Here is a 24,373-nt window from a genome sequence, read left to right as displayed (position 1 = left end):
CGCCGCAGATTTCCTTGCAGCTATGAGTCAATCCCATGTCACATCGGATCGTAATCGTCGGCGGTGGCGCCGGCGGGTTGGAGCTCGCTACCCGTCTGGGTAGAACCCTTGGCAAGCGCAGCAGAGCCCGGATCACCCTGGTTGACGCCAACCTCACCCATATCTGGAAGCCTCTGCTGCACGAAGTCGCCGCAGGCTCGCTGAATTCCTCCGCCGACGAGCTGAACTATGTGGCGCAAGCCAAGTGGAATCACTTCGAGTTCCAGATGGGCCGCATGGCGGGCCTGGATCGCGCCAACAAATGCATTCGCCTGGAAGCGACGCGCGACGAGTTCGGGGTGGAACTGGTGCCCTCGCGCTCACTGAGCTACGACACGCTGGTCATCGCGGTCGGCAGCACGACCAATGACTTCGGGACCCCTGGCGCTGCCGAGCATTGCATCTTCCTCGACACCCGCGAGCAGGCCGAGCGCTTTCACCGGCAGCTGCTGAGCCACTATATGAAGGCGCACGCCGGTGAGGGCGCCTCGAGCGAAATCAGCATGGCAATCGTCGGCGCTGGCGCTACCGGCGTCGAACTCGCCGCAGAACTGCTGCATGCCGCCAAGGAGCTGGCCGCGTATGGCCTCGATGGGATCAAGCCCGAAGACGTGAAGATCACCCTCATCGAGGCGGGCCCAAAGGTACTGCCGGCACTACCCGAGCGAATCAGCCAACCGGTGCACCAGACGCTGCTGGACCTGGGCGTCACGGTACTGACAGGCGCCGCGGTCAGCGAAGTGACCGCCGAAGGCCTGCAGACCAAGCAGGGCCAGTTCGTGCCGGCCAGCCTCAAGGTCTGGGCCGCCGGAATCAAGGCCCCGGCCTTCCTTCACGAACTCGACGGGCTGGAAACCAACCGCATCAACCAGCTGGTTGTACACCCGACACTGCAGAGCACACGCGACGACAACATCTTCGCCTTTGGCGACTGCGCCGCCTGCCCACAGCCGGACAGCGACCGCAACGTTCCGCCTCGCGCGCAGGCGGCACACCAACAGGCCTCGATGCTGGCCCGCTCGATCCGCAATCGACTGGAAGGCAAGCCTCTGCCTACCTACCGCTACAAGGATTACGGCTCGCTGATCTCACTATCGAGCTTTTCGGCCGTGGGCAATCTGATGGGCAACCTGACCGGGAACGTCATGCTCGAGGGCTGGCTGGCGCGAATGTTCTATATCTCGCTGTACCGCATGCATCAGATCGCGCTGTATGGCGTACCGCGAACGCTGTTGATGATGCTCGGCGACAAGCTGAGCCGCACCACCGAGCCGCGCCTGAAGCTTCACTGATGCCGAACCGGCGCACCTTCGGGTGCGCCAGCAAGAGCGATAAATCGCGGGCAAAAAAAAGCTGGCCATCCGTGAGGAAAGCCAGCTTTTCATGCTTGCCGAACAAGCTCGTATGGTGGGTCGTGTAGGATTCGAACCTACGACCAATTGGTTAAAAGCCAACTGCTCTACCAACTGAGCTAACGACCCAAAAATGGTCGGGGTAGGGGGATTCGAACTCCCGACATCCTGCTCCCAAAGCAGGCGCGCTACCGGACTGCGCTATACCCCGATTGGAATTTGGCTCCGCGACCAGGACTCGAACCTGGGACCCAATGATTAACAGTCATTTGCTCTACCGACTGAGCTATCGCGGAACAACTTCAATTCCAGCTCTTCGGCGTTACGTTACCGCCTCAGAGGCGCGCCATTTTACGGTTCCCGGCTCGCCTGTCAACCCTAAAAATACGATTCCTTACAACACTTTGCGTTCACCCTGCAGTTCGGTGAAAACACTGCGCCGCTTGGCGTGACCTGCAGGGATGGCTCCACCCCCACAGGCCACTGCATTGCTCAATCGAAAACGATCTGCTCGCCCTCTACCCGAGCCTTGACGCTGCTGCCAGGCGCGAACTGACCCGAGAGGATCTGCTGCGCCAGCGGGTTCTCGATCCAGCGCTGAATGGCACGCTTGAGCGGCCGCGCACCATAAACCGGGTCGTAGCCAACGGCGATCAGCTTATCCATTGCCTCTTGACTGAGCTCCAGACTCAGCTCCCGTTCAGCCAGACGCTTGCGCAGGCGGCCCAGCTGAATATCAGCGATACCGGCGATCTGCTCGCGACCGAGCGGATCGAACACGACCACTTCGTCGATACGGTTGATGAACTCGGACCGGAAATGATGAGCCACCGCATCCATTACCGCAGCCCGTTGCGCATCAGGATCACCGACCAGCTCCTGAATCTGTGTCGATCCCAGGTTCGAGGTCATCACGATCACGGTGTTCTTGAAGTCCACTGTCCGGCCGTGGCTATCGGTCAGACGACCGTCCTCGAGCACCTGTAGCAGCACGTTGAATACGTCCGGATGAGCCTTCTCCACTTCGTCCATCAGCACCACCGAGTAGGGCTTGCGGCGCACCGCTTCGGTCAGGTAGCCGCCCTCCTCGTAGCCGACGTAACCCGGCGGCGCACCGATCAGGCGGGCGACCGAATGCTTCTCCATGAATTCGGACATGTCGATGCGGATCATCGCCTCCTCGGTATCGAAGAGGAATTCGGCCAGTGCCTTGCACAGCTCGGTCTTGCCGACCCCGGTAGGGCCCAGGAAGAGGAACGAGCCACTTGGCCGGTTCGGATCAGCCAACCCGGCACGCGAGCGACGCACGGCATTGGATACAGCGACCACCGCCTCGTGCTGACCGATGACGCGGGTGTGCAGCATGTCTTCCATCCGCAGCAGCTTGTCGCGCTCACCTTCGAGCATCTTCGACACGGGAATACCGGTCCACTTGGAAACCACCTCGGCGATCTCCTCGTCGGTCACCTTGTTGCGCAGCAGCTGGTTCTCCTTCTTGCCGTGCTGATCGACCATCTCCAGGCTGCGCTCGAGGTCCGGAATGATGCCGTACTGCAGCTCGGCCATGCGTGCCAGATCACCCTTGCGTCTCGCCGCCTCGAGCTCGGCCTTGGCCTGCTCGATCTTCTGCTGGATCTGCGCCGAGCCCTGCACCTCGGCCTTCTCCGACTTCCAGATTTCTTCCAGATCGGCGTATTCGCGCTCCAGCTTGGCGATGTCGTCTTCCAGCTTGGCCAGGCGCTTCTTGGTGGCCTCGTCGTCCTCTTTCTTCAGCGCCTCACGCTCGATCTTCAACTGGATCAGACGTCGGTCCAGGCGGTCGAGCTCTTCCGGCTTGGAATCGATCTCCATGCGGATGCGGCTGGCGGCTTCGTCGATCAGATCGATGGCTTTGTCCGGCAGCTGACGATCAGTGATGTAGCGATGGCTGAGCTTGGCCGCTGCGATGATCGCGCCATCGGTGATGGTCACCCCGTGGTGCACCTCGTAGCGCTCCTTGAGGCCACGGAGGATGGCGATGGTGTCCTCCTCGCTCGGCTCGTCGACCAGCACCTTCTGGAAGCGACGCTCCAGCGCGGCGTCCTTCTCGATGTACTGGCGGTATTCGTCGAGCGTGGTAGCACCGACGCAGTGCAGCTCACCACGCGCCAGGGCCGGCTTGAGCATGTTGCCCGCATCCATGGCGCCCTCGGCCTTGCCGGCACCGACCATGGTGTGCAGCTCGTCGATGAACAGGATGACGCGGCCTTCCTGCTTGGACAGCTCGTTGAGCACGGCCTTGAGGCGCTCCTCGAACTCGCCGCGGAACTTGGCACCGGCGATCAGCGAGCCCATGTCCAGCGCCAGCAGGCGCTTGTCCTTGAGCCCGTCAGGCACCTCACCATTGACGATGCGCTGCGCCAGCCCTTCGACGATGGCCGTCTTGCCCACGCCGGGCTCACCGATCAGCACCGGGTTGTTCTTGGTGCGCCGCTGCAGGACCTGAATGGTGCGGCGGATTTCATCGTCGCGACCAATCACCGGATCGAGCTTGCCGTCCTCGGCGCGCTTGGTCATGTCGACGGTGTACTTGTCCAGCGCCTGCCGCGACTCCTCGGCATTGGGGTCGTTGACTGCATCGCCACCGCGCAGGTTGTTGATGGCGTTCTCCAGCGCCTTCTTGCTGACACCCTGGGCCAGCAGCAACTTGCCCAGACGCGTGCTGCTGTCCAGCGCTGCAAGCAGCACCAGCTCGCTGGAGATGTACTGGTCGCCTTTCTGCTGGGCGAGGCGATCAGCCTGGTTGAGCAAGCGGGCAAGATCCTGCGACAGGTTCATGTCGCCAGTTGGGTTCTGCAGCTTGGGTAGCTGGTCGAGCTCCTTGGTCAGGGCCTGGCGCAGCGCGTTGATGTCAAAGCCAACCTGCATCAGCAACGGCTTGATCGACCCACCCTGTTGCTCCAGCAATGCCTGCATCAGGTGAAGCGGTTCGATGGCGGGGTGATCCAGGCCGACAGCAATGGATTGGGCATCGGAGAGCGCAAGCTGGAGCTTGCTGGTCAATCGATCGATACGCATGGATGTTCATCCTCAAGTAGAGCGGGCCGGCACCGTGAATCGCGCCACACAAACCCGCGAGATGCAGCATAGATGAGGATGATTGTTGAGGATTCAAGGCGGATGACATTGATGCATGTCATGCCGGGACCGCAGAGCTACTGCCGGCCGGGCGAGAGTGGCGTCTTAGGGTGCCAGCCAGATGAGGCTGGCGAAGCGCCCTGTGCGCGAGGCACGACGGTAAGAGTAGAAACGCGCATCGCTGAAGGTGCACAGCCCGCCACCGTAGACCGCATGAACGCCAACAGCCGCCAGACGGATACGTGCAAGCTGGTAGAGGTCCGCCACGAAACGCCCGGCGTTGGCGCTTGGCACAAAGGCTGCGGCAGCGGCTGGATGCTGTGCCAGAAATGCCTCGCGCACCTCGGGGCCGATCTCGAATACCGCCGGCCCGATCGCCGGCCCCAGCCAGGCGAGCACCTCACCGGCAGGAACCGCCAATGCCTCGAGCGTTGCTTCGAGAACGCCGCCAGCCAGCCCCCGCCAACCAGCATGCGCAGCCGCGACACGGGTCGCCGCGCGATCACAGAACAATACAGGCAGGCAGTCGGCGGTCAGTACCGCACAGGCCAGGCCAGGCGTCTCGCTCCAGCTGGCATCGGCAGTCGCGCGATTTCCCGGAGCAGCCTGGACAGCCACGCTCGAATGCACCTGCTCCAGCCAGACTGGCTGGCAACCGAGCACATCCTGAAGGTGCTGGCGATTCCAGGACAGCGCGGCCGGCTCATCACCAACGTGGTCACCCAGATTGAAGCTGTCGAACGGGGCACGACTGACACCGCCCCGACGCGTGGTAACACAGGCGCGGACATTGGCCGGAGCGGGCCATTCGGGCAGCAGCCAGTCCTCGCCCCAGCGGCTCACCCGACGAACGCCTCGCGATCCTGTTGCAGCAAGGTCAGCAGCCAGACGAAGTCGTCGGGCAGCGGCGACTCCCATTTCATCCTCTGCCCGGTCACCGGATGATCAAGTTCGAGGAAGCGGGCATGCAGGGCCTGCCGCGGGAACTCGCGAAGTGTCTGCACCAGCGTCGGATTCGCCGCCGGCGGAATGCGGAAGCGCCCGGCATACAGCGGATCACCCACCAGTGGATAGCCGAGATGAGTCATATGTACGCGGATCTGGTGGGTACGCCCGGTCTCCAGCTTGACCCGAACGTGGGTGTGCGAGCGGAAGCGCTCCAGCACGCGGTAATGACTGACCGCCGGCTTGCCGCCTTCGACCACGGCCATACGCTGGCGCTGCTGGCCGTGACGGCCGATCGGGGCATCAATGGTGCCACCGGTGATGATCACGCCGATGACGATCGCCTCGTAGATGCGGCTGACGCTGCGCGCCTGCAACTGCTCGACCAGGCGGGTCTGCGCCTGCAACGTCTTGGCGACCACCATCAAGCCGGTGGTGTCCTTGTCCAGGCGGTGGACGATGCCGGCACGGGGTACGTTGATCAGGCCTGGAACATGGTGCAGCAGCGCGTTGAGCAGTGTGCCATCGGCATGCCCGGCCGCAGGGTGCACAACAAGCCCGGCAGGCTTGTCGATCACCAGAATCTGATCATCCTCGTAGACGATCTCGAGCGGGATGTCCTGTGCCACCCACTCGCCTTGTGCCTGCTGCTCGGCATTCAATTCGAGCACCGCGCCCGCATGCACGGTGTCACGGGGGCGCAGCACGGCGCCATCTACGGTCAGAAGACCATCCTTGATCCAGGCGGCAAGACGCGAGCGCGAGTGTTCGGAAAAGAGCTGCGCCGCGACCTGATCGAGACGTTGCCCGCCAAGGTCAAACGGCACCTCGGCACGGAGTTGAATGGCCTGTTTGGAAGTCGTGGACATACGGCGAGATAGGTTCGTCTGAGAGAGGCAGGCGGCATCCGTTGGTGACGGATGGGCCCGGGGACCGCAGATGGCGGAGCGGCCTTTGGTTTCGGCTACACGCTTGTGTTTAAATACGGCGTCTTTGTCCCGGCGCACCGGGGCGCTCATCATAACAGGACGGCTCCGCGCGAGACAGCCAGCCGTCACAGGGACGCAAGCCGCCATGCAAGTGAAACACCTGCTGCTGATCGCCATTCTCGCCCTTACCGCCGCCTGTTCATCCAACGAAACCGTCGACGAGAACCTTGGCGAAGTCGAGCTGTACCAGCAAGCACAGGCCGACCTGGACAATAAGAGCTACACCAGCGCCATCAGCAAACTCAAGGCACTGGAGTCGCGCTACCCATTCGGTCGCTTCGCCGAGCAGGCGCAACTCGAGCTGATCTACGCCTATTACCGTAACGTCGAGCCGGAAGCCGCACGCTCGGCCGCAGAGCGTTTCATTCGCCTGCATCCACAGCACCCGAACGTCGATTACGCCTACTACCTCAAGGGGCTGGCCTCTTTCGATCAGGATCGCGGCCTGCTCGCCCGCTTCCTGCCGCTGGACATGACCAAGCGCGACCCGGGCGCCGCACGCGACTCGTTCAACGAATTTGCCCAGCTCACCAGCCGCTATCCCAACAGCCGTTACTCACCGGACGCCAAGGCGCGCATGATCTACCTGCGCAATCTGCTGGCAGCCAACGAGATTCACGTCGCCCACTACTACCTCAAGCGCCAGGCGTATGTCGCAGCGGCCAACCGCGGCCGCTATGTGGTGGAGAACTTCCAGGGCACCCCCGCCGTAGCCGACGGTCTGGCCGTGATGACCGAAGCCTATCAGCGTCTCGGCCTCGATGACCTGGCCGACACCAGCCTGAAGACCCTGCAGCTCAACTACCCGGATCACGCCACGCTGGAAGGCGGCAAGTTCACGCCCGTCGAGCGCGAAGACGACAACCGTAGCTGGTTGAGCAAGGCGACCCTCGGCCTCATCGAAGGCGAGGCGCCGCGCCCGGATACCTCGCGCGCCAACCGCGACGTACTGCGTCAGTACGAGAATGCCTCGCGCGACCTGCCTGAAGAGCTGCGCCCGGTGCTCAAGGACGTGGAGCAGCAGGAGCAGAAACGTTCCTGGTGGAGCCGCCTTACCTTCGGCCTGTTCGACTGAGCGCGCTGCCCTGGCGCCGGAGCGACAAATACACCGCACGGCGCCAGCGCTACAAAGGGCCAGGACCGGCCCTGGCTCGACCGGTCGCCACGCTTAACAGGAAGGAATCGATATGGGGCTGTTTCGACTGCTGTTCTGGATCGCGCTGATCGCCGCCGCGTTCTGGCTCTGGCGCCGCCTTGTGCAAAAGAAGGCCGCCGCAAAGCCGCACCAGACTACGCTGCCGATGGTCCGCTGCGCCCAGTGCGGCGTACACGTACCTCAGGACCAGGCGCTACAGTCGCAGGACCGCTGGTATTGCAGCCGCGCTCACCTGGAGCAGGACAGCAACGCTGGTGGGCGCTGAAAATCTCACCTTCTTCGGCGACCAGGGACGGCGAATCCTTCGCCTGTATCACCTCTATCGCCTGACCATCGGCCTCGCGCTGGTCCTGCTGATCAGCGCCGACCTGCACAACGACCTGCTGCAGATGAGCAATCCGCAGGCGTTCCAGTATGGCGCATGGCTCTACCTGATCCTCAACATGCTGGTCGCCGTGCTGGTGCAAAGCCCCGAGCGCGATCTGTCCGTGCTTGGCCTGGCGTTGATGGACGTGATCCTGCTGTCGGGACTGTTCTATTTCGCAGGCGGCACGCCGAGTGGCATCGGCAACCTGCTGATCGTCGCCGTCGCCATCGCCAACATCCTGCTGCGAGGCAGGGTCGGCTTCTTCATCGCGGCGGTGGCGGCGACCGGACTGATCTATCTGACCTTCTACCTCAGCGTGAGCCGGCCGGAAGCGAGCAGCCAGTACGTACAGGCCGGTGCGCTCGGCACGCTGTGCTTTGCCGCGGCGCTGCTTGTGCAAGGGCTGACCCGACGCCTGCAGGTCAGCGAGACGCTGGCACGCCAGCGTGCCGAAGAAGTCGCCAACCTCGAGGCCCTCAACGCTCTGATTCTTCAGCGCATGCGTACCGGCATCATGGTGCTGGACCCTCAGGAGCGCGTCCTGCTCGCCAACCAGGGCGCGTTACAGCTGCTCGGCCAGGACTCGCTGGCTGGCGAACGCCTGGCGCCGCGTTGCCCCGACCTGCTCAAGGCACTGCAGCAGTGGCGTGACAACCCGACCCTGCGCCCAAGGAACTTCAAGGCCATCGCAGGCGGCCCGACCCTCCAGCCGAGCTTTGCCGCCCTTCAGCACGGCAACAAGCTGGACACGCTGGTGTTTCTCGAAGACACCTCGCAGATCGCGCAGAAGGCACAGCAGCTCAAGCTCGCCTCGCTCGGCCGCCTCACTGCCAGCATTGCCCACGAAATCCGCAATCCACTGGGCGCCATCAGCCATGCCGCACAGCTGCTCCACGAATCCGAAGAGCTGGACGGGCCCGACCGGCGCCTGGCGCAGATCATCCAGGATCACTCGCGGCGCATGAATCTGGTGATCGAGAACGTCCTGCAACTCTCACGGCGACGTCAGGCCGAGCCGCAGCTGCTCGACCTCAAGTACTGGCTGCACCGCTTCGTGAGCGAGTATCGCCAGGGGCTCAACGCTCAGCAGACGGTGCATCTGGAAACCATCGGCAGTTCGCTGCAGACGCGCATGGACCCCAACCAGCTGACGCAGGTCCTCACGAACCTGGTGCAGAACGGCCTGCGCTACAGCGGCCAGCAACATGAGCGCGCGCAGGTCTGGCTACGCCTGTACCGCGAGGAAACCACCGATCTACCCGTCGTCGACGTGCTCGATGACGGGCCCGGCATCGCCGTCGAGCAGCTGCATAACGTGTTCGAGCCTTTTTTCACTACCGAAAGCAAGGGCACCGGATTGGGACTCTATCTCTCGCGCGAGCTGTGCGAGAGCAACCAGGCACGCCTGGATTATCGCGAACGGCCCGAGGGGGGCAGCTGCTTCCGCATCGTCTTTTCCCACCCGCGCAAGCTGGGCTGAACCTCGCGGACCGGTTGCTGGCAACACATCACACATCGACCAAAGCGGCAGCCACGGCGGCCTCCGGGGAGTTAACATGCTCACCGGCCGCATTCGCGGCGACATACGCCTCACGAATTCAAGAGCAGGACCATGACCGCGCGCCAGAAAGCACTGATCATCGATGACGAGCCGGATATTCGCGAGCTGCTGGAAATCACCCTCGGCCGCATGAAGCTCGACACCCGCAGCGCGCGCAACCTCAAGGAAGCACGCGAACTGCTTGCCCGCGAGCATTACGACCTGTGCCTGACCGACATGCGACTGCCTGATGGCAGCGGCCTGGAACTGGTGCAATACATCCAGCAGCAGCATCCGCAACTTCCGGTGGCGATGATCACCGCCTACGGCAGCCTGGACACCGCGATCGGCGCACTCAAGGCCGGTGCGTTCGATTTCCTCACCAAGCCGGTAGACCTCAACCGCCTGCGCGAGCTGGTCAGCACCGCCCTGCGCCTGCGTGCACCCGCCGCGGAGGCGCCGGTAGACAGCCGATTGCTGGGCGGCTCGCCGCCGATGAAGGTGTTGCGCAAGCAGATCGGCAAGCTCGCCCGCAGTCAGGCGCCGGTGTATATCAGCGGCGAATCCGGCAGCGGCAAGGAGCTGGTGGCCCGCCTGATCCACGAACAAGGGCCACGTGCTGAAAAACCCTTCGTGCCGGTCAACTGCGGCGCGATTCCTTCCGAGCTGATGGAAAGCGAGTTCTTCGGCCACAAGAAAGGCAGTTTCAGTGGCGCCATCGAGGACAAGCCGGGCCTGTTCCAGGCCGCCAACGGCGGTACCCTCTTTCTCGATGAGGTGGCGGATCTGCCACTGCCGATGCAGGTCAAACTGCTGCGCGCCATCCAGGAGAAGGCCGTTCGTGCGGTCGGTGGCGCGCAAGAAGTCATGGTCGATGTGCGCATCCTCTGCGCGACTCACAAGGACCTGGCCGCCGAAGTCGCGGCTGGGCGCTTCCGTCAGGATCTGTACTACCGCCTGAATGTGATCGAGTTGCGCGTACCGCCACTGCGCGAACGCCGCGAGGACATCCGCCTGCTCGCCGATGCCATGCTCCGGCGCCTGGCCCAGGAATGCGGAGACAGCATCACCCATCTGCATCCTGAGGCCCTGGCCAAACTGGAGAGCTACCGCTTCCCAGGCAACGTGCGCGAACTGGAGAACATGCTTGAGCGCGCTTATACGCTCTGCGACGGGGAGGAAATCAAGGCCGGAGACTTGCGCCTCGCCGACAGCACCGGCCCGTCCGAAAACGGCGAAGCCAGCCTGGCGCAAATCGACAATCTGGAAGATCACCTGGAAGAGATTGAGCGCAAGCTGATCATGCAGGCTCTCGAAGAAACACGCTGGAACCGCACGGCGGCTGCCCAGCGGCTCGGCCTGACCTTCCGCTCGATGCGTTATCGCCTGAAAAAGCTCGGCCTGGATTGAGTAGCGACGGGCCTGGGCCCGCCGCCAAAGGATGCCAGCCTCAGCTAGCCCTGCGACAGCAGGTTGCGCAAATCGATGATTGCCGCGTTGGCGCGGGAAATGTAGTTGGCCATCACCAGCGAGTGATTGGCCAGCACGCCATAACCGCTGCCATTGAGTACCATCGGACTCCACAGCGGCTCCTGCGCCGCCTCAAGCTCACGAATGATCTGACGCACGCTGATCGTCGCATTCTTCTTCGCCAGCACGTCGGCGAAATCCACCTCGATAGCCCGCAGCAGGTGGGACAGTGCCCAGGCCTGGCCACGCGCTTCGAAGAACACATTGTCGATCTGCAGCCAGGGCGTCTCCACGACCTGCTCCTTGACCTGCGGCACGATACCCGCGCGCTCCTGCTCAGGAGCGATATCGGTATCCAGCCGCACCCGGCCGACACTGGCCGAAAGCCGTTGCGAAAGCGAGCCCAGTCGGGTAGCTGCGTCGCCAAGCCAGTTGTTCAGATTATCGGCGCGGGTATAGAACAGCGCCTTGGGCTCAGGATCGCTGAGGCGAGCCAGATAGCGATCCAGGCCGCGGATCGCGTTACGGTATTCGGACTCGGAGGCCGGTAGCGCCCAGCTGCGGTTGTCGAAGTTGAACAACGGTTCGGCCTTGGCCAGGTCTGGGTCTTCGGTGGACTGCGACTGCGAGCGCGCAAAGTCCTTGCGCAGCGCCCGCGAAAGATCCCGAACCTGCACCAGCACGCCATATTCCCAGCTCGGCATGTTGTCCAGCCAGAGGCCCGGCGGTGCAATATCGTTGCTCAGATAACCGCCTGGTTTGTCCAGCAGGGTGCTGGCAACGCGCTTGAGGGTTTCCACCGTCGTGTAACCGCTGACCAACTGGCGCTGCGATGCCTCAGCCGCCTGGCGAGTGTGCTGCTGCACGGGGAACATATCCGGCTCCCGACTCCAGTACCATCCGAGTATCAGCGTGACCAACAGGTAAACACCCAGAAGGCCAGCAAGAATCAGCAGAAGCGGGCTGCCTGGCCGATGGCCGGTCGCCCCGGCAGAGCCATTCGAGCGGCCTAGGCGGGCGAAGCGATTCTTCCAGTCCAACATGGGCAATGTGTCCTTCTCGCGAGTTCAGGAATTCGACCGCATAGCGTCGGCGACGTTGCGATGAGATACCCTCACTATAACGCACGCCCCCAACCAGCTCAGTGCCAAATTGAGAACCACTACCGCACCGACGCGCTTTCAAAGCGCCCCGCGGGTGATAGCATGCCGCCACTATAAAGCACCAGGGCAGCGCACCTGGCGCACCAGGAAAACCGAGATGTCGGATCAGGAAGAACTCAAGCAGCATTTCGCCCAACGCGTCATCCACCAGGCACGGGAAGTGCTGGAAGTGTGGCAGCAGCTGCAGCGCAGCGAATGGAACGGCGATTACCACGCGGCCCTCACCGAAGCGACCACCCGCCTGCGCCGCTTCGCCGACCGTTTCGAACAAGCCGAGCACAGCGAACTGGCGCTGAGTATCGAGGATTGCCTGGGCGACATCCGTGACAACCGCGGCCGCCTTTCCAGCAGCACCATCTCAACCCTTAGCCAGCTGATCTATCGCCTCGCGCGCACCGGCCTGCGCCACAGCGATCCGCACAATCAGTCGTTTCTTCCGCCGCTGAGCAAACCGGTGTATATCGCGCTGCAGGATCCGCAGCGCGCCGAACACCTGGTACGCCAACTGGATTTCTTCAGCATGTCCGCGCAGGCATTCACCGACGTCGCTGCCTTCCGAACCGCGATGCATCGACGCCACCCTGCGGCCATCGTCATGGATGTCGATTTCAACGGCCCCGGCGAGGGGCTGCGCCTGGCCGAACAGGTGCAACAGGGACTGGAAGCCAAGCTACCGATGCTGTTTTTCAGTCATGCCGAAACCGATACCCCCACGCGCCTGGCTGCCGTGCGCGCGGGCGGCCTGGAATTCTTCACGGGCACCCTGGACGCCAGCAGCCTGCTGGAGAAGATCGAAATCTTCACCCGTACCGCGCACTACGAACCGATCCGCGTGCTGATCATCGACGACTCCCGCGCCCAGGCCACCCATACCGAGCGGGTCTTGAACAATGCCGGCATCGTCACTCAGACGCTGATCGAGCCGATCCAGGCCATCAGCGTGCTGGCCGAGTTCCAACCGGACCTGATCATCCTCGACATGTACATGCCCGAGTGTCTCGGCACCGAACTGGCGAAAGTGATTCGCCAGCACGAGCGCTACGTCAGCGTACCGATCATCTACCTTTCCGCCGAAGACGACCTGGACAAGCAGCTGGATGCCATGGGCGAAGGCGGCGATGACTTCCTCACCAAACCGATCAAGCCCAGTCACCTGATCGCGACCGTGCGCACCCGTGCGACCCGCGCCAGAAGCCTGAAGGCGCGCATCGTGCGGGACAGCCTCACCGGCCTCTACAATCACACCCACAGCCTGCAGCTGCTCGAGGACGCCCGCTTCCGTGCGCTACGCGACAACCGTCCGCTGAGCTTCGCCATGCTGGATATCGATCACTTCAAGCAGGTCAATGACACCTTCGGCCATCCCATGGGCGATCGGGTCATCAAGAGCCTCGCGCTGTTCCTGAAACAGCGGCTGCGCAAGACCGACCACATCGGCCGCTACGGCGGTGAAGAGTTCGCCGTGGTCCTGCCCGACACGCCGGCCGAGGCGGCCTGCAAGGTGCTGAACGAGATCCGCCAGCGCTTTGCGGAGATTCGCTTCCCGGCTCAGCCGCAGGACCTCAGCTGCACGTTCAGCTGCGGCATCACCGAGCTCACCGGTGACGCCGAGGTCAAGGTGCTCACGCAGCAGGCCGACGAGGCGCTGTATCGCGCCAAGCACGGCGGCCGCAACCGCGTCGAGCGCTACTGATCCGCGGCCTCGTCTCAGCACGAATCCGGACGAGCCGGCTTCAATCGAACCGCTGACAGCGCCACCGCGACAGCTGTAACGCGAATGACATCAAACTGCCATACCTTGCAGGCCTCCCGATCTGTCCTGCGAGGCAAGGATGCGCCTGAAGTCGCTCACCACTCTCAATACCCTGCTGCTCGTTGCGGTCTGCCTGGCGCTCGGTGCCACGCTCTGGTGGTCCGAGCGCGCCATGGAGCGCCCCTACCTGCTCATGGCGCGCTACCTGAACCTGTCCCAGCAGTTTCAACACCATGCTGCAGAAAACATACAACGCTATCTCGCCAGCGGCGACGCGTTTCGCTACAGCCAGGCACAGCAGGCACTCGCCGAGCTGCAGGAAGGCACCACCGAGTTGCCTAGCGCCCTGGCGGAAAACCTGCGGCCGAGCCTGGACGAGCTGATCCGCTTCAGCGCCGTTGATCTGCTCGCCGCCGGCAAGCTGGCCGGTGATCCGCAGGGCCTGCTGCTGCAGGCGGAACGTGAAATATCCGCAGCACTGACGCAACTCGACGGCTATCGAGCCCAGTCCGACAACCCGGCTGCGCAGCATTACCAGCAGCCGTTGTTCACCACTGGGCAACAACTGCTGCGACTCAGCCATGCGCGGGGGAAGCTGGTGGCCTCCGGCCGCGACGAGCTCGCCGGTGAAGTCGAGCAAACCTTGCGCCAGCTCGAACAGAGCGCGGCGAAGATCGATGCGCTGCCACTGCTTGGCGTGTTGACTGCAGACCAATCGGCAGCCAGCAGTTTCGCCGCGCTACTCGATCTGAACGATAGGGCCGAACAGACCAGCGAGGACCGCGGCATCGCGCTGAAACGTGAACTCGCCGGCCTGATCAAGCGCTACCCGGCCGAACTGCAGCGCACCCGCGAGCTGATCCGCCAGCGCAGCGAGCTGTTGCAGAGCAGCGCCAGTAAGATCGATGCCGTGCAGCAGGCCCTGGCAGAACTGGAGCCGACGGTACGCGGCGAGCATGCCCGGATCCAGGCCGAGGTGCGCATGCTGCAGGTCGGCATCATTCTGCTGATCCTGCTGATCGCCCTCGCTATCGATCGCCTGCAGCGCCAGCTGACCCGCGCCCTCGGCCAGCTGGTGCCGGCCCTCTCGGCATGGGCTAGAGGCGACTTCGCCAGCGATGCGAGGCTCGAGTCGAAGATCCGCGAGATCGTCGATATCGAAAGCTCACTCAATCGCCTGCGCAGCTACCTGCTGGACCTGGTCGGCACCTTGCGCCAGCAGGCGACCCAGGTCGCCGCCAGCAGCCGCAGCCTTGATGAAATGAGCAGCGACCTGCACGAAGGCGCCCAGCGCCAGACTGGCGATACTGCACAGATACGCGATTCGCTGAGCGAACTGGAGGCCACCATCCAGCAGGTCGCCGATGGGGCCGGAGAGGCCGCCGAGGCGAGCCGCGCAGCGGCGCGGGCCGTGCACCATGGTCAGCAGGTGATCGGCCAGAGCCTGAGCGGCCTGCACGGGTTGGTCAGCGAGGTGCAGGACAATGCAGCGGCGATCGAACGCCTTGCCGACGAGACCACCACCATTGGCAATGTACTGACCGTCATCCGTGCCATTGCCGAGCAGACCAACCTGCTCGCGTTGAACGCCGCCATCGAAGCCGCGCGGGCCGGCGGTCATGGGCGCGGGTTTGCGGTGGTAGCCGACGAAGTGCGCTCACTCGCTCAACGCACCAGTGGCGCAACCGAGGAAATCCAGCAACTGATAGGCCGCCTGCAGCAGGCGGCCAGACAGTCGGTTGAGGCCATGCGCAGCCAGGTAGCACACGCCGAAAGCACGGCAAACCTGGCGCAAAGTGCCGATCAGGCGCTGAACGAGATCGTCTCGACCATCGCCACCATCAGTCGCATGGCCGAGCAGATCGCCCAGGCGACCGCCCAGCAGGGTGACGCGGTGGGCGAGATCCGCGGGCACAGTGAACGCATCCATCAGCTGGGCGATGCCAACCTGAACCACATCAGCCGGGGACGTGAGCAGAGTGCGCAGATGCTGCAACTGGGCAGTGAGCTGGATCGAGCGACCCAGGCGTTCAGGTTCTGAAAAAGAAAAACGGAGCCTGGCGCTCCGTTTTCTTGTGCCGAGGAACCGCTAACGCTAACGGGGTGCGACCGGGCGCTGCTGCTTGCCGCCCTTGCCCGCCGGCTTGCCGCTCTTTTCCGCCTTGCGCCGGGCTTCGGCCGCGGCCTTGGCCTGCTCGCGCTTGTCCCAGGCGTTGCCGTCATGACTGCGTGGCGGCAGACCGTTGTGCTGGGTGAGGATCTTGCCACCCTGCCCGGCCTTCTTGCTGCCGACCGGCGTCGAGTTCTTGCGCCGTGCGCTCTGATAGCCCTCGGTGGCCGGCTGGTGCGCCGGGATCAGCTGGTGCTTGCCGTTGCCGATCAGGTCGGCGCGGCCCATGCGGGTCAGCGCCTCACGCAGCAGCGGCCAGCCCTTGGGATCGTGATAGCGCAGGAAGGCCTTGTGCAGACGACGCTGCTCCTCGCTCTTGACCACGGTGACGCCTTCGCTCTTGTAGGTCACCTTGCGCAGCGGATTCTTGCCGGTGTGGTACATGGCGGTGGCCGAGGCCATCGGCGACGGATAGAACGCCTGCACCTGGTCGGCGCGGAAGCCGTTGGCCTTCAGCCACAAGGCGAGGTTCATCATGTCCTCGTCGGTGGTGCCGGGGTGCGCGGCGATGAAGTACGGGATCAGGTATTGCTCCTTGCCCGCCTCCTTCGAGTACTTCTCGAACATCCGCTTGAAGCGATCGTAGGTGCCGATGCCCGGCTTCATCATCTTGTCCAGCGGACCACGCTCGGTGTGCTCCGGCGCAATCTTCAGGTAGCCGCCGACATGGTGGGTGACCAGCTCCTTGACATACTCCGGCGACTCGACGGCGAGGTCGTAGCGCAGGCCGGAGGCGATCAGGATCTTCTTCACGCCAGGCAGTGCACGTGCCTTGCGGTACAGCTCGATCAGCGAGCTGTGATCGGTATTGAGGTTCTCGCAGATGCCGGGGAACACGCAGGACGGCTTGCGGCAGTGCTTCTCGATTTCGTGGCTCTTGCAGGCCAGGCGATACATGTTGGCAGTCGGCCCGCCGAGATCGGAGACCACGCCGGTAAAGCCCGGCACGTTCTTCATCTCCTCGATCTCGTGCAGGATCGACTCGTGGGAACGGCTCTGGATGATGCGCCCCTCGTGCTCGGTGATCGAGCAGAAGGTACAGCCGCCGAAGCAGCCGCGCATGATGTTCACCGAGAAGCGGATCATCTCGTAGGCGGGAATCTTCGCGCCGTTGTAGGCCGGATGCGGCACGCGCGCGTAGGGCGCGGCGAACACGTAATCCATTTCCTCGGTGGTCAGCGGAATCGGCGGCGGATTGAGCCACAACTCCCGGTCATCGTGACGCTGTACCAGCGCGCGGGCGTTACCGGGGTTGGTTTCCAGGTGCAGCACGCGGTTGGCGTGGGCATACAGCGCCGGGTCGTTGCGCACCTTCTCGAACGACGGCAGGCGAATCACCGTGCGGTCACGCTCCAGCTTCGGGTGCGGCAGCAGCTCCACCGGCCGGGCTTCGTTCGGGTCGTCCTGTGGCCCCTTGTCCTTCTCGATGGCGCAGGCGGACAGGTCCTGCGTGTTGACGTAGGGGTTGATGATCTTGTCGATCTTGCCCGGGCGGTCGATGCGGGTGGAGTCGATCTCGAACCAGCCTTCGGGTGCGTCCTTGCGAATGAACGCCGTGCCGCGCACGTCGGTGATCGCTTCAACCGGCTCGCCGCGCGCCAGGCGCTGCGCGACCTCGACGATGGCGCGCTCGGCATTGCCGTAGAGCAGGATGTCCGCGGTGGCGTCCATCAGGATCGAGCGGCGCACCTTGTCCGACCAGTAGTCGTAATGAGCGATGCGGCGCAGCGAAGCCTCGATGCCGCCGAGCACCACCGGCACATGCTTGTAGGCTTCCTTGCAGCGCTGGCTGTAGACCAGGCTGGCGCGATCCGGCCGCTTGCCGGCCAGACCACCCGGGGTATAAGCGTCATCGGAGCGGACCTTGCGATCGGCGGTGTAGCGATTGATCATCGAGTCCATGTTGCCGGCCGCGACGCCGAAGAACAGGTTCGGCTCGCCGAGCTTCATGAAGTCGTCTTTGCTCTGCCAATCCGGCTGGCTGATGATGCCCACGCGAAAGCCCTGCGCCTCGAGCAGGCGGCCGATGATCGCCATGCCGAAGGACGGATGATCGACATAGGCATCACCGGTGACGATGATGATGTCGCACGAGTCCCAGCCGAGCTGATCCATCTCCTCCCTGCTCATCGGCAGGAACGGCGCCGGACCGAAACACTCGGCCCAGTACTTGGGATAGTCGAACAGTGGCTTGACGGCGTGCATGGCGGGAAACCGGGGCAACGAAAACGGGCGCGGAATATAGCACAAAAAATAACCAAGTCCGACCAGCGTGCAGGGTCTTTATCAACCTTGGCGACGGGCGCGCGCAGTGTCATTGTCGCCCGCTATACTCGCGCCACCCGACCCACGCATCGAGCCCGGGAGATCCTGGTGCACGCCATCCTCCTCGCCCTGCTGCTGTGCCTAGGCACGCTCTTGCCGGCCCATGCCGATACTGCCCTGATCGGCGCACATGACAGCGGCCGCAGTCTGAATGCCCACGTGGAATTGCTGATGGATCCCGGCGCCGAGCTGAGCATCGACGAGCTGCAAGACCCAGACGTACAGGCGCGGTTCCTGCCAGCCGAAGGCAAGGCCAGCGTCGGACAGAGTCCGCATCCCTGGTGGATCCGCGTCAGCCTGCAACGGGACAGCGACGCGCCGCCGCAGTGGTGGCTGGAAGTTGGCTCGGTAACGCTGAAGGACCTGCGCATCTATTTGCCGGACGGCAACGGTGGCTGGACCGAGCGTCAATCCGGCGAGCTGGTCGGCTTTCACGAGGGCCGCGACCATGCCTACCGGCGCATGCTGTTCAGGCTTCCACCTCTCGGCGACCAGCAGCCGGTGACCTTCTACCTGCGCAGCCATGATCCCGCAGGCAACTCCTTTCCGCTCAAGGCCTGGCAGCTCGACGCCCTGCAGGAGCAGGCCGTGGGCGAGAACCTGTTTCTCGGCCTGATCTACGGCGTCATCCTGGCGATGCTGCTGTACAACCTGTTCATCTTTCTCAGCCTGCGCGACAGCGCCTATTTCTGGTACGTGGTGACCACCACCGGCGCGTTGCTGATGATCCTGGCGATGACCGGCCATGGCTTTCAGTACCTCTGGCCAGGCGGCCCGGTGCCCTTCTGGCTCGACCGCATCAGCATCCCGGCACTCTGGGGCTTCAGCGCCTGCCGCTTCACCCAGACGCTGTTGCAGACGCGGCAGTTCGTGCCCTGGGCCCATCGCCTGCTGACCTTCGCCCTGATTCTCTATGTCACGGCCGTACTGCTCAACGCCTTCGGCTGGCGGGCGTTCGGCGCCTGGGTATTCGTGGCCCTGGCGCTCACCGCGATCCCCGCCTCGCTATGGGCTTCGTTCCGACGCTGGCGCCAGGGCTATTTCCCGGCGCTACTCTATCTGCTCGGCTTCGGCGTGATCCTGGCCAGCGTCAACCTGCTTCTGCTGCGCGCCACCGGCATAGTTCAGCCTGCGAACTGGAATGCCTACCTCTTCCCGCTGGCGGTGACCGCAGAATCCATCCTGTTCTCCTTTGCGCTGGCCTACCGCATCCAGATCCTCAAACAGGAACGGGCAGCAGCGCTGGAGCATGCGGATCAGGAAAAGAGCGCACGACTGAGGCAGGTTCAGGCCAGTGCCGAGCAGCTCAGCCTGGCGGTGGAATTGCGCACCGCCGAGCTCGCCGAAGCCAACCGGCATCTCAGCGAACGGGAAGTCGAGCTCAAACAGGTCGCCTTCCACGACCCGCTGACCGAGCTACCCAACCGGCGCTACCTGATCGAACGTGTCGAGATGGCGCTGAGCGATGCCAGACGCCGCCATGAATCCATCGGCCTGCTGCTCATCGACCTTGACCACTTCAAGCCCATCAACGATAGCCACGGCCACGATGCCGGCGATCTGCTGCTGCGTTCACTCAGCCAGCGGCTGCGCGACCTGGTACGCAGCAGCGATATGGCGGCACGACTGGGCGGGGATGAATTCGCTGTGCTGCTCACCGGTCCGAACGTCGAACAGGACGCTGCGCAGATCGCCGAACGGCTGCTGCACGAACTATCGCAGCCCGTGCCCTACCGCGGCATCAGCCTGACTGTCACGATTAGCATTGGCGCGGCGTTCTTTCCACGCCACGCCGAGGGGTTTTCGCAGCTGTACAAGGCCGCGGATGAGGCGCTTTACCGCGCCAAGCATCAGGGACGCGGGAACTGGGTACAGCAGGACGAGCAACGGCAACCAGACGATCAGCCGACGTAGCGGCGCGGTACCCGACCGGTCACCTTGGTCAGCAGCTCGTAGCCGATGGTCCCGCAGGCCTGCGCCAGCTCGTCGATCGGCATCTGCGGCCCCCACAGCTCCACGGCATCCCCGAGCTGCGCCTGCGGCACGTCGGTCAGATCGACTGCCAGCATGTCCATCGACACCCGGCCGGCCAGCGGCACGCGCTGGCCATGGATCACCACCGAGGTGCCGGAAGGTGCGGTACGCGGATAGCCGTCGGCATAACCGCAGCTGACGGTGCCGATTCGCGAAGGGCGCTGCGCCACCCAACTGGCACCGTAGCCGACACTCTCGCCCGGCTCCAGCTCACGAATGGCGATCAGGGCGCCGGTGAGCGTCATCACCGGCCGCAGACCGAGCGCCTGTGCGCTCAGCTCGGCAAACGGCGTGGCGCCGTAAAGCATGATGCCGGGACGAATCCACGCCATGTGCGCCTGGGGTAATGTCAGGACCGCGGCGGAGTTGGCCAGCGAGCAGTTGTCGAACTCCAGCGGCAGCAACTCAGCGTAACGCTCCAGCTGCAGCTCAGTCAGCGGGTGGCCGCGTTCATCGGCGCAGGCAAAATGGCTGATCAGGTTCAGTTCACCGACCTGCGCCTTGCCCTTGAGTCGCTCATGGCAGTCACGCAGCCCCTCCAAAGTGAAGCCGAGCCGATGCATGCCGGAATCCAGCTTCAACCAGACGTTGAGTGGTCGACTGATATCGGCGGCCAACAGCCAGTCAGCCTGGCGCTGGTCCTGGACGGCGACATCCAGCCGCAATTCGGCTGCGCGTAGATACTCGGCCGGTTCGAAACAGCCTTCAAGCAGCAGGATACGCGCGTCCGGCGCGCTGAGACGGACATCTTCCGCCTCTTCCAGACAGGCCACGGCAAAACCATCGGCAATCTCGCGCAGTGCCGTTACCGCCTCGCGCGCGCCATGCCCGTAGGCGTTCGCCTTGACCACGGCAAACGCCTTGCGCTGCGGTGCGCATTGCTTGGCTAGCAGGTAGTTGTGACGAAGCGCGGTCAGATCGACCGTGGCAACCAGCGGGCGCATGAAAATCTTCCTGTACAACGGCGGGTGGACGAAATCTTACTCCTGTCGACCGGGGCGCGCAGGCAGAGGTTCTGCCGAAAGCGCGCCACGGATCATGCCGTACGCCTTCGAATACCCATACTCCTCCGGCTCAGGTCAGTCGTCGTCGAACTGATAGCTGCCCGGAGCCAGATTTTCGAAGCGCGAATAGCGGCCGAGAAACGCCAGACGCGTGGTGCCGATCGGGCCGTTACGCTGCTTGCCGATGATGATTTCGGCGACACCCTTGTACTCGGTTTCCGGGTGATACACCTCGTCCCGGTAAACGAACATGATGATGTCGGCGTCCTGCTCGATCGCCCCCGATTCACGCAGGTCGGAGTTCACCGGGCGCTTGTTGGGTCGCTGTTCGAGCGAGCGGTTGAGCTGCGACAGGGCGATCACCGGACAGTTGAATTCCTTCGCCAGCCCCTTGAGCGAGCGGGAAATCTCGGAGATCTCATTGGTACGGTTGTCGCCACTCGAACCGGGGATCTGCATCAGCTGCAGGTAGTCGACCATGATCATGGCGATCTCGCCGTGTTCACGAGCCAGGCGCCGGGTTCGCGCGCGCATCTCTGACGGACTGATGCCTGCGGTGTCGTCGATGAAGAGCTTGCGGTCGTTGAGCAGGTTCACCGCCGAAGTCAGTCGCGGCCAGTCATCGTCTTCGAGCTTACCGGCGCGCACCTTGGTCTGGTCGATGCGGCCGAGCGACGCGAGCATACGAATGACGATGGAGTCGGCGGGCATTTCCAGGGAGAACACCAGTACCGCCTTGTCGGTGCGCAGCACGGCGTTCTCGACAAGGTTCATGGCAAAGGTCGTCTTACCCATGGAGGGACGGCCGGCGACGATGATCAGGTCGGCCGGCTGCAGCCCGTTGGTGGCTTCATCCAGATCGGTAAAGCCGGTGGAAAGGCCGGTAATCGCCTCGCCCGCATTGAACAAGGTATCAATGCGATCGATCGCCTTTACCAGAATATCGTTGATGCCCACCGGACCGCCGGTCTTGGGCCGTGCCTCGGCGATCTGGAAGATCAGGCGCTCGGCCTCATCGAGAATTTCCTCACCGGTGCGACCCTGCGGTGCGTAGGCGCTGTCGGCGATCTCGTTGCTGATGCCGATCAGCTGGCGCAGGGTGGCCCGCTCGCGAATGATCTGCGCGTAGGCCTTGATGTTCGCCACCGACGGGGTGTTCTTCGCCAGCTCACCGAGATAGGCCAGGCCACCGACCTGCGGCAGGTGCCCTTCCTTGTCCAGCTGCTCGGACAGGGTGACCACATCGAAGGGCGAGTTACGCTCGGCGAGGGTAAAGATGGCGCGGAAAATGAGGCGATGATCGTGACGATAGAAATCGCCATCGGATACCTGGTCGAGCACGCGTTCCCAGGCATTGTTGTCCAGCATCAGACCGCCGAGCACCGCTTGCTCTGCTTCGATGGAGTGTGGCGGCACCTTTAGTGCGGCGGTTTCCAGATCATATTGCTGCGGGACGCTGATGTCGTTCATGGCACTCGGAATTCGGAACTACAGAAAAACAAAGGGCACGCTCCATTCGCATGGAAACGCGCCCGATGTTACTCGTCAGGCACCAGCGGTGCCAGACGATGGCTTAGCCGGCTACGACGATCAGCTTGACGGTCGCTTCGACGTCGGTGTGCAGATGCACAGCCACGTCGTATTCACCAACCTGGCGGATGGTGCCGTTCGGCAGACGAACTTCGCTCTTCGCCACTTCAACGCCAGAGGCGGTCAGTGCGTCGGCGATGTCGTGAGTACCGATGGAACCGAACAGCTTGCCCTCATCGCCCGCAGTAGCGGTGATGGTGACTTCCAGCTCGGCCAGCTGAGCAGCGCGAGCTTCGGCAGATGCCTTGCGCTCGGCAGCAGCTTTTTCCAGGTCAGCACGACGAGCTTCGAACTCGGCGATGTTAGCTGCGGTAGCAGCAGTAGCCTTGCGCTGCGGCAGCAGGTAGTTGCGGCCGTAACCAGACTTGACGTTTACCTTGTCGCCCAGGTTGCCCAGGTTTGCGACTTTTTCCAGCAGGATGACTTCCATTTGAGTCTTACCTCTTAACTTTTAACCTTCACCGTTCGCAGGTCCCGCACCGTTCTTACCGGCTGCGCGACCACGAAAATCAAACAGACTGTCGACAATGGCCAAAACGGCCAGTAACGGATAAATCAACTGCATGAACAGCACCAGCGTGACGTACAGACCCACCAGCCAGAATCGCGGCAGACGTCCCTGAGCCACCAACCCATGCATCAGCGCGATGCCGGCGAATACCAGCGGCACGCTGCACAGAGGCGTCAGCACGGCCAGCTGCGCACCGAGATTTGGCCCCAGCAGCATGCCGACCAGCAGCGACATCGCCAGCAGCGGTGGAAACCGCAGCGCACGAAACTCGCTGCCGAATCCGCCTGGGTTGTACAACGCAGCCTGCCAGTAACGACCAAGCATCAGGCTCAGCAGGGTGACGATCTGCAACAGGGCGGCCAGAAGACCGGTCAGCACAGGTGCCAGCAGTGATTCCAAACGCCCGCGCTCTTCCACCGAAAGCTGCTGATAGGCACCCGACAATGCGTCGGGCAACACTTTCTGCAGTTCGCTGGCCAGCGCCGCGATGGGCTCGCCAAACACCGCACCGAGCGCCCAGACATACAACAGTCCGAGCCCCACGCTGCATAACATGACCCGCTCCCACGACGCCTGGCTGCGCAACAGCAGCGCCAGCCCCAGCGAGCCCAACAGTACCAGCAGGGTTCGCGGATCGCCGAAGTACCACCAGGCCAGCGCCGGCAATACGGCCCAGACCAGCACACCCAGCGCATCGTTGAGGCCCCGCCGCAACAGCACCAGGCAGCCCGCAGCAGCACTCAACCAGAACAACATGGGCAGCGCCGCAGCCCCGGCCACCACGAAGATGGCCTGCATACGGCCGCGCATGATGAACTCAGCCAGGGCGCGCATGCGATTTATCCTTT

Annotated in this window: 17 protein-coding genes and 3 tRNA genes; 8 read left to right on the top strand and 12 right to left on the bottom strand. The window is 63.4% G+C overall.

The genetic code is table 11. The annotated features are described in order from the left end of the window. Positions 1-35 precede the first annotated feature (35 nt). Positions 36-1,331, top strand: coding sequence for an NAD(P)/FAD-dependent oxidoreductase (locus EA798_RS03000; RefSeq protein ID WP_122097998.1), 1,296 nt, complete (start codon positions 36-38; stop codon positions 1,329-1,331). A 113-nt stretch (positions 1,332-1,444) separates the two neighbouring features. Here EA798_RS03000 and EA798_RS02995 read toward each other — a convergent pair. The 6 genes from EA798_RS02995 to rluD all read right to left on the bottom strand — a co-directional run bounded on the left by EA798_RS02995 (position 1,445) and on the right by rluD (position 6,322). Further along, positions 1,445-1,520: transfer RNA gene (locus tag EA798_RS02995), tRNA-Lys, on the bottom strand. Positions 1,521-1,525: 5 nt separating this feature from the next. Then, positions 1,526-1,602: transfer RNA gene (locus tag EA798_RS02990), tRNA-Pro, on the bottom strand. A 9-nt stretch (positions 1,603-1,611) separates the two neighbouring features. Beyond that, a tRNA-Asn gene (locus EA798_RS02985) sits at positions 1,612-1,687 on the bottom strand. 196 nt (positions 1,688-1,883) lie between these two features. Beyond that, positions 1,884-4,448, bottom strand: a complete 2,565-nt coding sequence (clpB, locus tag EA798_RS02980; protein WP_122097997.1) for an ATP-dependent chaperone ClpB — start codon at positions 4,446-4,448, stop codon at positions 1,884-1,886. Positions 4,449-4,613: 165 nt separating this feature from the next. After that, on the bottom strand, positions 4,614-5,351 hold the full coding sequence (gene pgeF, locus EA798_RS02975) for a peptidoglycan editing factor PgeF (protein WP_208643704.1): 738 nt from the start codon (positions 5,349-5,351) through the stop codon (positions 4,614-4,616). After that, positions 5,348-6,322 carry a 23S rRNA pseudouridine(1911/1915/1917) synthase RluD gene (gene rluD / locus EA798_RS02970; protein ID WP_122097995.1) on the bottom strand — a complete coding sequence of 325 codons (975 nt, stop codon included), beginning with the start codon at positions 6,320-6,322 and terminating at the stop codon, positions 5,348-5,350. The genes pgeF and rluD overlap by 4 nt, the downstream gene beginning before the upstream one ends. Positions 6,323-6,527: 205 nt before the next feature. On the opposite strand from rluD, the gene EA798_RS02965 reads away from it, so the two are divergent. The 4 genes from EA798_RS02965 (at position 6,528) to EA798_RS02950 (ending at position 10,915) form a co-directional block, all read left to right on the top strand. Beyond that, entirely contained in the window at positions 6,528-7,517 is a 990-nt protein-coding gene (locus EA798_RS02965; protein ID WP_106157565.1) for an outer membrane protein assembly factor BamD, read from the top strand. Between the two features lie 112 nt (positions 7,518-7,629). Beyond that, positions 7,630-7,863 (top strand): PP0621 family protein, encoded by a 234-nt coding sequence (locus EA798_RS02960; protein ID WP_106157564.1) that lies wholly within the window; start codon positions 7,630-7,632, stop codon positions 7,861-7,863. Further along, complete coding sequence (locus EA798_RS02955; RefSeq protein WP_122097994.1) at positions 7,853-9,445, top strand: sensor histidine kinase; 1,593 nt, start codon at positions 7,853-7,855, stop codon at positions 9,443-9,445. The genes EA798_RS02960 and EA798_RS02955 overlap by 11 nt, the downstream gene beginning before the upstream one ends. A 132-nt stretch (positions 9,446-9,577) precedes the next feature. Then, positions 9,578-10,915 carry a sigma-54-dependent transcriptional regulator gene (locus EA798_RS02950; RefSeq protein ID WP_122097993.1) on the top strand — a complete coding sequence of 446 codons (1,338 nt, stop codon included), beginning with the start codon at positions 9,578-9,580 and terminating at the stop codon, positions 10,913-10,915. A 44-nt stretch (positions 10,916-10,959) separates the two neighbouring features. On the opposite strand, the gene EA798_RS02945 is transcribed toward EA798_RS02950, so the two are convergent. After that, positions 10,960-12,018: a DUF2333 family protein gene (locus tag EA798_RS02945; RefSeq protein ID WP_106157561.1), complete on the bottom strand. Its 1,059-nt coding sequence runs from the start codon at positions 12,016-12,018 to the stop codon at positions 10,960-10,962. Between the two features lie 217 nt (positions 12,019-12,235). Here EA798_RS02945 and EA798_RS02940 point away from each other — a divergent pair, with 217 nt between their 5' ends. Both EA798_RS02940 and EA798_RS02935 read left to right on the top strand, forming a co-directional pair. Continuing rightward, entirely contained in the window at positions 12,236-13,831 is a 1,596-nt protein-coding gene (locus tag EA798_RS02940) for a response regulator (protein ID WP_106157560.1), read from the top strand. A 139-nt stretch (positions 13,832-13,970) separates the two neighbouring features. Continuing rightward, complete coding sequence (locus EA798_RS02935) at positions 13,971-15,932, top strand: methyl-accepting chemotaxis protein (protein ID WP_122097992.1); 1,962 nt, start codon at positions 13,971-13,973, stop codon at positions 15,930-15,932. 54 nt (positions 15,933-15,986) lie between these two features. Here EA798_RS02935 and EA798_RS02930 read toward each other — a convergent pair whose 3' ends face one another. Then, on the bottom strand, positions 15,987-18,266 hold the full coding sequence (locus EA798_RS02930) for a YgiQ family radical SAM protein (protein ID WP_106157558.1): 2,280 nt from the start codon (positions 18,264-18,266) through the stop codon (positions 15,987-15,989). Positions 18,267-18,434: 168 nt separating this feature from the next. Here EA798_RS02930 and EA798_RS02925 point away from each other — a divergent pair, with 168 nt between their 5' ends. Continuing rightward, on the top strand, positions 18,435-20,300 hold the full coding sequence (locus EA798_RS02925) for a diguanylate cyclase domain-containing protein (protein WP_122097991.1): 1,866 nt from the start codon (positions 18,435-18,437) through the stop codon (positions 20,298-20,300). Here the strand turns inward: EA798_RS02925 and alr are convergent. From alr to EA798_RS02905, 4 genes are all read right to left on the bottom strand, one after another. Continuing rightward, the gene (alr, locus tag EA798_RS02920) at positions 20,288-21,364 is read right to left on the bottom strand and encodes an alanine racemase (protein ID WP_122097990.1); all 1,077 of its coding nucleotides are present in this window, start codon (positions 21,362-21,364) and stop codon (positions 20,288-20,290) included. The two genes, EA798_RS02925 and alr, sit on opposite strands and share 13 nt — an antisense overlap. Positions 21,365-21,499: 135 nt before the next feature. Further along, positions 21,500-22,894 carry a replicative DNA helicase gene (dnaB, locus tag EA798_RS02915; protein ID WP_015275642.1) on the bottom strand — a complete coding sequence of 465 codons (1,395 nt, stop codon included), beginning with the start codon at positions 22,892-22,894 and terminating at the stop codon, positions 21,500-21,502. A gap of 103 nt (positions 22,895-22,997) precedes the next feature. Further along, positions 22,998-23,444: a 50S ribosomal protein L9 gene (gene rplI / locus EA798_RS02910; RefSeq protein WP_015275641.1), complete on the bottom strand. Its 447-nt coding sequence runs from the start codon at positions 23,442-23,444 to the stop codon at positions 22,998-23,000. 21 nt (positions 23,445-23,465) lie between these two features. Continuing rightward, a complete protein-coding gene (locus tag EA798_RS02905) occupies positions 23,466-24,359 on the bottom strand; it encodes a YybS family protein (protein ID WP_106157555.1) in 894 nt (297 codons plus the stop codon). Positions 24,360-24,373: the final 14 nt, after the last annotated feature.

This window comes from Pseudomonas songnenensis (assembly GCF_003696315.1).
Classification (GTDB): domain Bacteria; phylum Pseudomonadota; class Gammaproteobacteria; order Pseudomonadales; family Pseudomonadaceae; genus Stutzerimonas; species Stutzerimonas songnenensis.
This window is presented reverse-complemented; position numbering and strand designations above follow the sequence as displayed.

Excerpts from the sequence above, each read along its gene's own strand:
- EA798_RS03000 (WP_122097998.1), top strand. The coding sequence starts at position 36 with ATGTCACATCGGATCGTAATCGTCGGCGGTGGCGCCGGCGGGTTGGAG.
- clpB (WP_122097997.1), bottom strand. The coding sequence starts at position 4,448 with ATGCGTATCGATCGATTGACCAGCAAGCTCCAGCTTGCGCTCTCCGAT.
- rluD (WP_122097995.1), bottom strand. The coding sequence starts at position 6,322 with ATGTCCACGACTTCCAAACAGGCCATTCAACTCCGTGCCGAGGTGCCG.
- EA798_RS02965 (WP_106157565.1), top strand. The coding sequence starts at position 6,528 with ATGCAAGTGAAACACCTGCTGCTGATCGCCATTCTCGCCCTTACCGCC.
- EA798_RS02960 (WP_106157564.1), top strand. The coding sequence starts at position 7,630 with ATGGGGCTGTTTCGACTGCTGTTCTGGATCGCGCTGATCGCCGCCGCG.
- EA798_RS02950 (WP_122097993.1), top strand. The coding sequence starts at position 9,578 with ATGACCGCGCGCCAGAAAGCACTGATCATCGATGACGAGCCGGATATT.
- EA798_RS02945 (WP_106157561.1), bottom strand. The coding sequence starts at position 12,018 with ATGTTGGACTGGAAGAATCGCTTCGCCCGCCTAGGCCGCTCGAATGGC.
- EA798_RS02940 (WP_106157560.1), top strand. The coding sequence starts at position 12,236 with ATGTCGGATCAGGAAGAACTCAAGCAGCATTTCGCCCAACGCGTCATC.
- EA798_RS02935 (WP_122097992.1), top strand. The coding sequence starts at position 13,971 with ATGCGCCTGAAGTCGCTCACCACTCTCAATACCCTGCTGCTCGTTGCG.
- EA798_RS02930 (WP_106157558.1), bottom strand. The coding sequence starts at position 18,266 with ATGCACGCCGTCAAGCCACTGTTCGACTATCCCAAGTACTGGGCCGAG.
- alr (WP_122097990.1), bottom strand. The coding sequence starts at position 21,364 with ATGCGCCCGCTGGTTGCCACGGTCGATCTGACCGCGCTTCGTCACAAC.
- dnaB (WP_015275642.1), bottom strand. The coding sequence starts at position 22,894 with ATGAACGACATCAGCGTCCCGCAGCAATATGATCTGGAAACCGCCGCA.
- rplI (WP_015275641.1), bottom strand. The coding sequence starts at position 23,444 with ATGGAAGTCATCCTGCTGGAAAAAGTCGCAAACCTGGGCAACCTGGGC.
- EA798_RS02905 (WP_106157555.1), bottom strand. The coding sequence starts at position 24,359 with ATGCGCGCCCTGGCTGAGTTCATCATGCGCGGCCGTATGCAGGCCATC.